10 protein-coding genes are annotated in these 11,008 nt (G+C 51.2%); 1 reads left to right on the plus strand and 9 read right to left on the minus strand.

Annotated features, from left to right (window positions below; all coding sequences use genetic code 11):
* Positions 1-116: 116 nt before the first annotated feature.
* From ACFVU8_RS23675 to ACFVU8_RS23715, 9 genes are all read right to left on the minus strand, one after another.
* Positions 117-743, minus strand: a complete 627-nt coding sequence (locus ACFVU8_RS23675) for a hypothetical protein (RefSeq protein WP_379468374.1) — start codon at positions 741-743, stop codon at positions 117-119.
* A gap of 164 nt (positions 744-907) precedes the next feature.
* Entirely contained in the window at positions 908-1,459 is a 552-nt protein-coding gene (def, locus tag ACFVU8_RS23680; protein WP_387430870.1) for a peptide deformylase, read from the minus strand.
* A 99-nt stretch (positions 1,460-1,558) separates the two neighbouring features.
* On the minus strand, positions 1,559-2,851 hold the full coding sequence (locus ACFVU8_RS23685; RefSeq protein ID WP_379468376.1) for a stalk domain-containing protein: 1,293 nt from the start codon (positions 2,849-2,851) through the stop codon (positions 1,559-1,561).
* Between the two features lie 110 nt (positions 2,852-2,961).
* A complete protein-coding gene (locus tag ACFVU8_RS23690; RefSeq protein ID WP_379468600.1) occupies positions 2,962-3,252 on the minus strand; it encodes a hypothetical protein in 291 nt (96 codons plus the stop codon).
* A gap of 19 nt (positions 3,253-3,271) precedes the next feature.
* On the minus strand, positions 3,272-4,156 hold the full coding sequence (locus tag ACFVU8_RS23695) for an inositol monophosphatase family protein (protein ID WP_387430871.1): 885 nt from the start codon (positions 4,154-4,156) through the stop codon (positions 3,272-3,274).
* A 181-nt stretch (positions 4,157-4,337) separates the two neighbouring features.
* Positions 4,338-5,345 carry a UV DNA damage repair endonuclease UvsE gene (uvsE, locus tag ACFVU8_RS23700; RefSeq protein WP_387430570.1) on the minus strand — a complete coding sequence of 336 codons (1,008 nt, stop codon included), beginning with the start codon at positions 5,343-5,345 and terminating at the stop codon, positions 4,338-4,340.
* The gene (locus ACFVU8_RS23705; RefSeq protein ID WP_175372145.1) at positions 5,342-5,659 is read right to left on the minus strand and encodes a hypothetical protein; all 318 of its coding nucleotides are present in this window, start codon (positions 5,657-5,659) and stop codon (positions 5,342-5,344) included. Before ACFVU8_RS23705 ends, uvsE begins: the two co-directional genes overlap by 4 nt.
* A 55-nt stretch (positions 5,660-5,714) precedes the next feature.
* The gene (locus ACFVU8_RS23710) at positions 5,715-6,806 is read right to left on the minus strand and encodes a D-alanine--D-alanine ligase (RefSeq protein WP_387430572.1); all 1,092 of its coding nucleotides are present in this window, start codon (positions 6,804-6,806) and stop codon (positions 5,715-5,717) included.
* Positions 6,807-6,828: 22 nt separating this feature from the next.
* On the minus strand, positions 6,829-7,851 hold the full coding sequence (locus ACFVU8_RS23715) for an amidase domain-containing protein (RefSeq protein WP_379468386.1): 1,023 nt from the start codon (positions 7,849-7,851) through the stop codon (positions 6,829-6,831).
* A 233-nt stretch (positions 7,852-8,084) separates the two neighbouring features.
* On the opposite strand from ACFVU8_RS23715, the gene acnA reads away from it, so the two are divergent.
* A complete protein-coding gene (gene acnA, locus ACFVU8_RS23720) occupies positions 8,085-10,829 on the plus strand; it encodes an aconitate hydratase AcnA (RefSeq protein ID WP_387430574.1) in 2,745 nt (914 codons plus the stop codon).
* The last annotated feature ends 179 nt before the right edge of the window (positions 10,830-11,008 follow it).

The raw sequence follows: 11,008 nt of genomic DNA on the forward strand, positions 1-11,008 counted from the left end.
CATAGGTTATATCATCAAAAGCCGCTGGGGACATATCGTTCCCCAGCGGCTTTTTTGGATCAAATAGTACCGTCCATTCCCCTGCCCGTCTGCTACCTTATCATCCTCCAGGTTGATTAGACGGAGGGATAAAAATCCACCTGACGGTTCAAATTGATTTCCTTGATTTTATTTTCCAAAAACATAGCCTCCGGCACCAATGAGAACTCAATCCCGTTCAATTCCTTCGGCAGCGCAGGGATGACTACAAACTGGAGCTGGGCATGGGTCCCGCCACCTCTACTTCCATGTCTTTGTACTGTATACTCCCGCTCACCGATAATAGCCAAGGTCAGGTTAGGCTGGAGCTGCACATTTCCGGACTCTTTTTGACGATATTTAATCTCAACCGTAACAACGCTATAGCTTTCATACTGCATTGCATGGGTCAAGCTATAATCACAGTGATCTTGTGATGTTTTTTGCAAAATTGGCAGCACACCCACCACTTCTTCCTCTTCCGGCCAGAAGATGGGCTGTACCCTATCATTCAACCCGCTCAGAATCATCGCAACCTGCTCCAATTCCAGTCCGAACTGCTTGGCGAAGACTTGCATCTGCTCGGGAGCCGGTACGGCTCTCTTCCCCCCAGCGAATTCCCTCCGCTGTTGCACCAGTCCCAGAATGTGCTCATCTATTGCTCTAACTTCCTCATTATAATGACTCGGAATCGTCCGAAATTCACCCCAGCCCATTGTTCCCATTATTACAGCCTCCTTGTCTCAGTTGTAATAATGACAGTATAGCATATAAACACCCAACATTTGGAATGTGTATCCAACTCAAAAAAATGGCCTTCAACCCCTGGAATAGAGGACGAAAGCCATTCTTTTTACGCGTTTTTTGTAAAAAGAATCCAGCATGTTAACTACTCATACAAACTGTGGATCTCCACACCCTGCGGAAGCTTGAACGGGTTCTCTTTGTTAATCCGGTCATAGAACATGAGGCCATCCAGATGATCTATCTCGTGCTGAATGACAATTGCATGATAACCTTTGTAGCGAACAACGATCTCTTTGCCGCTGGCATCATAACCCTTGACCTTCACAGACTCATATCTCGGTACAAAGCCATGTACTGGACGATCTACCGACAAGCAGCCCTCACTCTCGGGCAAATACACCATCGCCATCGAGTGGCTGATGATCTTGGGATTCACCCAGGCCTGCTCAACCATGCGCCCTTTCTCATCAGTGGCAAGCATGACGAACATCCGCTTGGACAATCCAATCTGATTGGCTGAAAGCCCCACACCAGGACGCAGTTTGTATTTAGCCGCAAGTTCCGGATTCTGGCTGTTCTTCAGGAACTGCATCATACATTGCAGCGCCTCACGATCAGCTTCCTGTAAGGGAATCTCCACCGGCTGGGTCACCTCACGAAGTACCGGATCTCCTTCCCGAACAATATCGTCCATCCGAATGATATAGTCAGCAGTAAATTTTGAATTAGACAACAATTTCATCCACCTTTGCCTTACGGGTTTGATTTATATATATAAGTACTGTATGCATCCTTACGGATTTATGAAAGCCGTCCGCAGCTTGCTGCTGTAATTCACGTCAAATCCAAGTCCAGTAGCTAACGCGCCCAGTGGAAGATAGGTTTTGTCTTCCTTGCCAACCTTCTGCAGAAAAGCAGGGGTATCAATTGCTACATCCTGACCGTTAACCTTAATCGTCTTCGCTCCAATCGTAACGACAACCGTTCTGTCACCGTATTGAATCGTTGCACTTGATGTTTTATTATCCCATTTGCCGGATGCGCCTACAGCATTCAGAATATCCTTCAGCGCCAGGAAGTTCTGACCGTTCTTAAGTATAGGCTTGTTGGGAGTATTCAATTCCACACCCTTCACAACAATATTCATAGGAGCAACTGTCGCAGCCGTAGCGACTGCCGTTGGTGTGCGGTATGCACCCCACTGCAGTTCTGCGAACACTGTAGCGATCTTCTCATATCCTAGCTGTGTCGGGTGAAAATCCGGTGTCTTGCCACTGATAATATAGGTTAATGAGAACTCTGCTCCGGCAAATTGCTCGGCAACATGAGCGACCAACACCGGTGCGCTGCCTTGGCTGAATGTACCTGCCACAGCCTCAGCGGCAGATGTGAGGCGATCTGCTGCATTCATCAGCTTTGTGTAAGACTGGCCAACGGCAATCTTGGGCGCTGGCTGATATTGATCAGCAAGTAGAATCTTGGCCCCCGGATTGACCACCCGGATATTCTCCAGAATGACCTTCAGATTAGCACTATAATCAGCCAGCTTCTGATCGAGCTGTGTCTCAAAGTCCGCATCTGTCAGATCTTTGACCTTCAAGAACAAGCTGCTTAAGTCATTCCCGCCGATTGTAATCGTGATAAGATTCGCTGCCGCGAGTTCCTTGGCCGCTTGCGGGATCTCCGCTGCGAAGGCAGCGATTCTGGGATCAGGAAGACCTTGCTGAATTGCATCCGGTGTAGTGGCCGTTCCGGTTTTGAGCGCCTCTGTATAGTGACTCAAGCCCGAAGTAGTCAATCCGAGGATACCGTAATTGGCGAGCTCGCTCCGGCCATGGTACCAGCCCTGCTCCAGCAATCTCTCCGCATATCCATAAGGCTTCGCGTTCAGGTCTGTCATTCCCGGCTCATATCCAGCCGTTATGGAATCTCCCAGTGCCACGATGCGGAAGGTCTCCGGTCCTTTTCCTTGCGCTGCAGCTGCCTCTCCTGCAGCTTGCACTGACCCGGGGACACCTATCCATAGCGATAACAGCAGTAGACTGCTCATACTAGCCGCTGTTATCTTCTTCCAAACTTTCAGCATCGTATTCCTCCCCATTTCGTTCTGACTCTATTCTACCATCCCGGATACCCATGCAAAAGAGCGGTCCTCCGTTAAACGAAGAACCGCTCTTTTGTAAGAAGATAGCTATTCTATTGCTGTTCCTTATCGGAATTTGGACTCTCACTTTTAGCGGAGTCATTCGCTGGACCAGATGGCTCTCCAGCACGCTCCATATACTTATCATAACGGTCATCCAATTCTTGGCCGATCTTGCGATAACGCCTTGTCTCCTCCACGATGGGGTCCAGCGTCGTCTGGATACGAATCTCATACTTGGGCGAGATTTGCCGGAGCTCCTTAGCAGAGCGGTCGGTCTGCTCCATCTCGCCATCTTCCAGCAACTCACTCAGCTTGCGTTCCAAATCATCGTTGCCGCTCATGGTCATAATGGATTCCTCCCTATGGCTGATATCCTGTAGCTTCCCCAGCTTTCAGCGAAGCAATCAGCGCATCATGAATACGGCCATTGCTCGCCACAACATGGCGGGTGCCAATATCATAAGCACTTCCACGAGTATCTGTGACCTTGCCACCAGATTCCAATACAAGCAGAACACCAGCCGCACAATCCCAAGGGTTAAGCCCCACTTCCCAGTAAGCGTCGACTCTGCCAGTTGCCACGTAGGCAAGATGCAGCGCCGCTGAGCCACCGGCGCGTATGCCCCTGATCTGCGGCAGCAGCTGCTGCAGACCGGCCATGTTCGCTGGCTGCGCAAACTCGCGATCCGGCGGGAAGCCCATGGCTAGCAAGCTGCCGGCCAGTTCATTTTCCGTCGAAACGGAAGCACGAATACCGTGTATATATGCACCCTTACCTTTTTCAGCGACAAACATTTCATCACGGGTCGGGTCATAAATAACACCAACGGTCAATTCTCCCCGAACGACGAGTGCAATCGACACACAGTAAAAAGGAAAGCCGTGGACAAAGTTAGTGGTTCCATCCACTGGATCCACAATCCACAAATATTCATGCTCACGCGCTTCTTCAAGAGCGGCAGCTGCGGCGGCGGCACCCGGCTCTACCCCTTCCTCGCCAAGGATGGCATGGTCAGGATAATGAGTCAGGATCAGCCTGCGGATCATCTGCTCTACGCCCTTATCCACTTCTGTAACCAGATCCTGCGCTGAGGTTTTGGTGCCAAGCTCTTTTACCTGACCCTGTCTGCTTTTGATCCATTCCCCTGCCTTGGCGGCAGCATTAATGGCTACGGCCGTGTGTCCCTTGCTGGTTACGACATAGGGTTCCCGTTCATTTCGGCTATTAGGATTTATAGGGTTCATCATTTCACTCCGCTTTCTTGAACATAATCGTCATTTCCGGGCCGGAGCCCTTGCAAAAAAATACAGATAACGGCAAGGGATTTCCCGGGCATTTGGTTTTATCCAACGTACCCTATTTCCGGAGACTTATCAAGTCATGGGCAGGCCTCTGTTCCGGCTATATCACGCGGTTTATCACTGTTTATGGTTCAATATTAACGCTGGCCCCGTCTAATACAGTTATTCTATGGTCAGCCTTCGCCGCTTCCTTCATTGATTCCATCAGCCCAAAAAGCGCACCGTCCTTCAGCTTGGCCTCAATCATCACATCCACGGCAGGCGTATCCTCTGCAATGCGCTGCAGGAAAGCCAGCAGTGGCACAGGCTCTACCCCGTCGGCATGACTGCGGGGATCAGAGGGGCTGCGAGGACTCGACACATGAATTTTTGGCGGCAAATGCTCCCCGGGAAGTACATCCTTCAAAGCAAGTGGTGTCTGCCACGTCTTCAGAATTTCAGGCCACAACTCCCACGGAAGTTCCCCTTCATTGTTCACCCACTGATGATGAATATCCAGCACCATCGGAAGTCCGAGATGCCGGCAGACTGCCAGTGTCTCCGGGGCATTGAAGGTCTTGTCGTCATTCTCCAGCGTGACACGTTCTTGTAGTTCCAAGGGAAGCTCCCGGAAATGATCTTCAAACCGCGCTGCCGACGTAGGCTTGTCCCCATAGGCTCCGCCGATGTGGATGTTGTTCTTGGCCGTTGCCGGCAGCCCCATCGCACGCAGCATATCAGTATGATGCTGGAGATCCCGGATGGAATTCACCAGCACCTCTGGCCGCGGCGTACTGAGTACCGTGAAATGATCGGGGTGAAACGATACCCTCATGCCGTGTCTTTTCACATAATCGCCCACTTCAGCGAAATCATCCGCGAGCGCCGCCAGCGGCTTCCAGTCCTGGAGATCGGGATGCGTTGCCAGCGGGACCAGCTTCGAGGTCATCCGGTATACTTTGATATCGGAGCCAGTGTTATGTTTCAGCAGACGCAACGTGTTGTGCAAATTCGTTCGAGTGAGGCTCTCCAAGCGGGCAAGTGCCGCTTCGCGATCTTCCAGCTTTTTGAATGAAGCCATCGTCATCGTCTTGGAAGGTGAACAATCGGGAATAACCGTAGACATCGCCACATAACCAAACCTTACAATCATTTCTCTTCCCCGAAAAACATCTCATAAGCTAGAGCAGTCTGCACCCTTGATTCTTCCTCATTCAGTTTGCGGATGAGATCCATCTCCACTGCTGTTACCTCATGTCCCTGAAAATTGATCTCGGCGATGGACGCTGAAATTTTGACGATCGCTACAGCAACATTCTCTGGAGTGTAGGCGATGACCTTTTGCCCGGTCGGATAGACGCGAAATCCTTGCTTTACCATCTTAGTGCGGCCGTACTCCAGCAGCTCATACAATTCCTGTTCGCTTTTGAATTTGCATACCGAATTGAACTCTGATTGAAAGCCCATCCTTCTCTCTCCTCTCTGGCCGGGATGATCCCGCCTGACGCCTTGTCATAGTGTATTATTCGTTGTCGTATTTCAGGTTTTGCTTGAAATTGTAGCGTTCCAGCGCCAGCTCGATCATACGGTCCAGCAACGCTCTATAGGATACGCCAGTCTCACGCCACAGTAGTGGATACATACTGTAAGGAGTGAAGCCTGGCATCGTGTTCACTTCATTAATCATAATTTTGCCGTCAGATCTGCGCACGAAGAAGTCCGCCCGCGTAATGCCACTTCCTTCAATAGCCTTGAAAGCCACCAGCGCCGATTCTCTTAGCCGGTCTGCAATATCGGGTTCAACCGGAGCCGGAATCAGCATTTGTGACTTGCCGTCAATGTATTTGGCCGCGTAATCATAATATTCACCAGAGGAAACAATTTCACCCGGAACGGAGGCTTCAGGCTCTTCGTTACCCAGCACACCAACCTCGAGCTCACGTGCATCCACGAATTCTTCAATAATGACCTTCGTATCATATCGGAAAGCATACTCGACAGCCTTAACCAGACTTTCTTGGTTTTCTGCTTTGGAAATGCCCACGCTGGACCCCAGGTTGGCCGGCTTAACGAACACAGGGTAGCCAAGTTTATCCTCCACATTCACGATCAGCTCATGACTTCTGTGTTTCCACGAGCTAGCGTTAAAGTAGCAGTACTCACACTGATCCAGTCCGGCTTCAGCGAACAGCTTCTTCATTACGACCTTATCCATACCCGCCGCCGAGGCCAAAACTCCAGCCCCGATATAAGGAATGTTCGCAATTTCGAACAAGCCTTGAATGGTACCATCTTCTCCATAAGTGCCGTGCAGCATCGGGAACATCACATCAACCGCTGACACCTCACTGGAAAGACCGCTGAATATGGCATTCATCGCAGTTCCTGAATCAGAAGACGCCTCAGCAAGCTTAAGCTGCTCAATCTGTGCGAATGGCGCTGTCAGCGTCTCGCCCACCTTCCACAATCCCTGCTTCGTAATATAAAAAGGCAGAATCTCGTATTTATCGTAATCAAAAGCATTCATGACTGCAAAAGCCGTCTGCAGCGACACCTCATGCTCACCAGATTTGCCGCCGTATACCAGACCTACGGTCAATTTTGCGTTCCCCATACTCCAATAACCTCTTTCCGAATTATAAATAGTCATTAATATGAAAAAAACGGTAGGCCGTCTTGTCGGTCCACGCATAGGAATCGCGATAATCCCAATATCTGTGGCGGCTGCTGACCGTACGTGCATTTACCAGCGGCATGCCGCCTGCATCAAGCGCGGTGACGAACGTGCTGTGCTGGTAATGGCCGTCGCCATCCCAATCGTAGAAGATGACATCTCCCGGCTGAAGCTGCTCTGCCCGCTCTACTGCTTCAGCACGCAGACCGCTGCTGCGGCTGGCACTCAAATAACGTTGCAGGCTGTCCGACACAGCCCAGCTGAAGCTCCACCACTCCTGGCTTCCATTGTAACCTTTGTACCACCAGCCCGTTTCTCTTTTACCAGTATAGTTGAAAGGCGCTCCCCCTGCAAAGAGACATTGGGAGACATAATTGGTGCAATCCACTTCGAAGTTGGTGTATTCCGGGTTCCCTTCTTTCCACCAACGATCGGCGTATGCTACAGCTGCCTCGCGGTTGTAACGGATCTCTTTGGAGCCGGAATTTCCCCCTAATATATTCTTGTTCAGAAGCGGCTGCGAGGGCTGTGGGGCAGGCAGAACCTCTCCCCATTTGGAGACTCTCCCGTCCGCTTCAGGTTCAATGTAGCGTTTGGCACTCCTCTCTGGAATTCTCCGCTCCACTGCGGCAATTTCCCAGCTCCCGCCCTGAACAAAAATCAAGCGTTCCGATTCTACTGCATCTTCACGATGCCTCATTCCGCCCTTTTCATAATAAAGCGCACGATGCAGAACTACCTCTGCAATAACCTCACTAGGAGATTGATGTACAACATTTAATGTCTTGACTCCCGTCTCTCCACGCAGCGGCGTGATGCCTCTGCTGGCATACCACTCCCCCAGCCTGCGGGAGCGCTCTCCCTGCTGTATCCGAAAGCGCGGATCTCTCACCACAGAAAAACGCGGCACGACCCCCGGTTCCACCCTGTCTTTGTTCAATTGATCCACATATTCATACAGACTTCGTTTCCAATCCTGCTCCATTCTACTCCCGCCCCTTCTCCCCTGTTTAGCTGCTGTCCTATGTATATGAAGGAAAGTGCGCTGCTATACAGATGCAATCCATTTTGGACATGATTACAGGGTGGAGAAAACGGGCGGTATTCCCATCAAAAAGGAGCAAAAAAAACTTTACTCCCCTCCTTGTAAACGTTATACTTAAAGAAGATGCAATATATGAAATGGAGTTTCAACAGATGAAACAAGGAGGCGCATTTATGCCAAGCAAGGATCATTTTTCGCTAGCCCGTACCCTGGAGTCGGGTGGCAAAACGTATCGCTACTACGACCTTAATTCCCTTGAACAACAAGGACTGGGCGCCATTTCCTCCCTGCCCTTTTCCATCAAAGTATTGCTTGAGGCTGCAGTTCGTCAATTCGATGGACGGGCGATCACGGAAGAGCATGTAAAGCAGCTGGCCGGCTGGGCTGGCGGTATTGACCGAAACAAAGAAATTCCTTTTATCCCTGCTCGGATCGTACTGCAGGACTTCACCGGTGTGCCGGTAGTCGTAGACCTGGCAGCCATGCGGGATACAGTTAAAAAAGCCGGCGGCGATCCTAAGAAGATCAATCCGCTCGTACCGGTAGACCTGGTTATTGACCACTCTGTTATGGTCGATGCCTTCGGTACGTCCGATGCCCTGGAATACAATATGAACGTTGAATTCGAGCGTAATGAAGAGCGCTATCGCTTCCTGCGCTGGGCACAGACAGCCTTCAACAATTTCCGTGCGGTTCCGCCTGCAACGGGTATTGTCCACCAGGTGAATCTGGAGTATCTGGCTTCTGTCGCCGCTACGAAGACCCAAGATGGCGAAACCGTAGTTTATCCGGACTCTCTCGTAGGAACAGACTCCCACACTACCATGATCAATGGTCTTGGCGTAGTCGGCTGGGGCGTCGGCGGTATCGAGGCCGAAGCAGGTATGCTGGGCCAACCGCTTTATTTTGTTACACCAGATGTTGTGGGCTTTAAGCTTACCGGTAGCCTCGTAGAAGGCGCTACTGCTACTGACCTGGCTTTGACCGTAACTGAGATGCTGCGTAAAAAAGGCGTAGTCGGCAAATTCGTAGAATTCTACGGCCCTGGCCTGGCAAACATCAGTCTCGCAGACCGTGCTACGGTAGCTAACATGGCTCCTGAGTATGGCGCAACGATCGGTTTCTTCCCTGTCGATGAAGAGACTCTGGCTTACCTCCGCAGCACCGGCCGGCCTGACGACCTGGTGGCACTGGTAGAATCCTATTACAAAGCACAAGGCATGTTCCGCACCGCAGAAACACCAGACCCGCAGTTCAGTGATGTTATCGAATTGGATCTGGCTTCGGTTGTACCAAGCTTGGCGGGACCAAAACGTCCGCAGGACCGTGTGGAACTTACGAATATGAAAGAAAGCTTTGAAGGCATTATCCGTACACCTGTAAATAAAGGTGGATATGGCCTTAGCGACGAGAAAATCAATCAAGTTGTTGAAATAGAGCACAAGAACGGCTCGACTAGCAAGCTGCGCACCGGTGCAGTTGTAATTGCAGCAATTACGAGCTGTACGAACACCTCCAACCCAAGCGTTATGCTGGGTGCAGGTCTATTGGCGAAGAAAGCCGTGGAACGCGGTCTGACTAAGCCGGGATACGTTAAGAGCAGCTTGACCCCAGGCTCACTGGTAGTTACAGAGTACCTGGAAAAAGCAGATCTGCTGAAACCGCTGGAATCTCTCGGCTTCTACGTAGCTGGATATGGCTGTGCTACTTGTATCGGTAACTCTGGCCCGCTGCCAGATGAAGTCAGCGAAGCGATTAACGACAACGACATGACGGTAGCTGCTGTAATTTCGGGCAACCGGAACTTTGAAGGCCGTGTCCATGCGCAGGTCAAAGCCAACTATCTGGCTTCCCCGCCGCTGGTTGTTGCTTACGCGCTGGCAGGTACTGTTGACATTGATCTGCAGAATGAGCCGCTCGGATATGATCCACAAGGCGAGCCTGTCTTCCTGAAGGATATCTGGCCTACTTCCGCGGAAATCAAAGAAGCGATCGGCCTCTCCTTGAGCCCGGAAATGTTCCGTCGTAAATACGAAAATGTATTTACCGCGAATGAACGTTGGAATTCAATTCCAGTTCCTGAAGGCGAACTGTATGAGTGGGACGACAACTCCACCTACATCCAGAACCCGCCATTCTTCGAGAATCTGGCCGATGGCCTTGGTGATATCGATAATATTAACAACGCACGCGTACTGGCGCTGCTGGGTGACTCTGTTACAACAGACCATATCTCTCCAGCAGGTAACATCTCTACGAACGGTCCGGCAGGCGAGTATCTGCGCGATCACGGCGTAGAGCGTGCAGACTTTAACTCCTACGGCTCACGCCGTGGTAACCATGAAGTGATGATGCGCGGTACCTTCGCCAACATTCGTATCCGTAACGCTGTGGCTCCGGGCACTGAGGGCGGGGTAACCACCTTCCTGCCAAGCGAAGAAGTCATGTCTATCTATGACGCTTCCATGCTGTATCAGTCCGCAGGACAGAATCTCGTTGTTATCGCCGGAAAAGAGTACGGCACAGGCAGCTCCCGCGACTGGGCCGCTAAAGGAACCCTGCTCCTGGGCGTCAAAGCCGTCATCGCCGAGAGCTTTGAGCGGATTCACCGCAGCAACCTGGTCGGCATGGGCGTTCTGCCACTGCAATTCAAAGAAGGTCATAGCTGGAGCAGCCTGGGCTTGACCGGACGCGAGACCTTCAACATTAACGGTCTAGACAACAATGTGCTGCCTAGCCAAGAATTGACCGTCACGGCTACCCGCGAAGACGGAACCCACTTCGAGTTCCCTGTCATCGCACGTCTCGACAGTACCGTTGATATCGACTACTACCGCAATGGCGGTATTCTGCAAACTGTACTCCGCCAGATGCTGGCCGATGCTACAACTCCAGATAACGCCCTTCCGGTTGAATAACCTGAAATTTTAACAAGAGGATGCCCTCATAGCCATAGGCGCTGAGGGCATCCTTTTTTTGCATGGTTGGACGTAAAGAGATGGGGGTTGGGGTTGGGGTTGGGGTTGGGGTTGGGGTTGGGGTTGGGGTTGGGGTTGGGGTTGGGGTTGGGGTTGGGGTTGGGGTTGGGGTTGGGGTT

The organism is Paenibacillus sp. NPDC058177, assembly GCF_042883835.1.
Taxonomy (GTDB): Bacteria; Bacillota; Bacilli; order Paenibacillales; family Paenibacillaceae; genus Paenibacillus_AQ; species Paenibacillus_AQ agri.

Excerpts from the sequence above, each read along its gene's own strand:
- ACFVU8_RS23690 (WP_379468600.1), bottom strand. The coding sequence starts at position 3,252 with ATGAGCGGCAACGATGATTTGGAACGCAAGCTGAGTGAGTTGCTGGAA.
- acnA (WP_387430574.1), top strand. The coding sequence starts at position 8,085 with ATGCCAAGCAAGGATCATTTTTCGCTAGCCCGTACCCTGGAGTCGGGT.
- def (WP_387430870.1), bottom strand. The coding sequence starts at position 1,459 with ATGGACGATATTGTTCGGGAAGGAGATCCGGTACTTCGTGAGGTGACC.
- ACFVU8_RS23705 (WP_175372145.1), bottom strand. The coding sequence starts at position 5,659 with ATGGGCTTTCAATCAGAGTTCAATTCGGTATGCAAATTCAAAAGCGAA.
- ACFVU8_RS23685 (WP_379468376.1), bottom strand. The coding sequence starts at position 2,851 with ATGCTGAAAGTTTGGAAGAAGATAACAGCGGCTAGTATGAGCAGTCTA.
- ACFVU8_RS23695 (WP_387430871.1), bottom strand. The coding sequence starts at position 4,156 with ATGAACCCTATAAATCCTAATAGCCGAAATGAACGGGAACCCTATGTC.
- ACFVU8_RS23710 (WP_387430572.1), bottom strand. The coding sequence starts at position 6,806 with ATGGGGAACGCAAAATTGACCGTAGGTCTGGTATACGGCGGCAAATCT.
- ACFVU8_RS23715 (WP_379468386.1), bottom strand. The coding sequence starts at position 7,851 with ATGGAGCAGGATTGGAAACGAAGTCTGTATGAATATGTGGATCAATTG.
- ACFVU8_RS23675 (WP_379468374.1), bottom strand. The coding sequence starts at position 743 with ATGGGAACAATGGGCTGGGGTGAATTTCGGACGATTCCGAGTCATTAT.
- uvsE (WP_387430570.1), bottom strand. The coding sequence starts at position 5,345 with ATGATTGTAAGGTTTGGTTATGTGGCGATGTCTACGGTTATTCCCGAT.